The sequence below is a fragment of the Corynebacterium jeikeium genome, from assembly GCF_000738175.1.
Taxonomy (GTDB): Bacteria; Actinomycetota; Actinomycetes; order Mycobacteriales; family Mycobacteriaceae; genus Corynebacterium; species Corynebacterium jeikeium_C.
On sequence record NZ_JFCH01000001.1, the window covers coordinates 1 to 230 of the forward strand.

Annotated in this window: 1 pseudogene; it reads right to left on the bottom strand. The window is 57.8% G+C overall.

Features of this window, described 5'->3' with window-relative positions:
* Positions 1-74: pseudogene (locus tag JQ46_RS11600) on the bottom strand (transposase); the annotation flags it as partial.
* Between the last annotated feature and the right edge of the window lie 156 nt (positions 75-230).

Sequence of the window (230 nt, forward strand, 5' to 3'; positions counted from 1 at the left end):
CCCCATTCTCCCTCTTCACGGTGGCGTTGTGCCCAGGAATAGACACTCATCTTTGAGCGCAGCTCGCATTCCACAGCGATGTCAGCTGGCCTCCAGCCAGCGTGGAAGAGCTCAACAGCGCGAAGCTTGACCTCAAACGGGTAGCGAGTCAGTGTTCTTGACTGTTTGCGGGGGCGACCAGGTTTGGCGGGTTCACGCAACCATTTGTACAGCGTCCATCGCCCTGGATA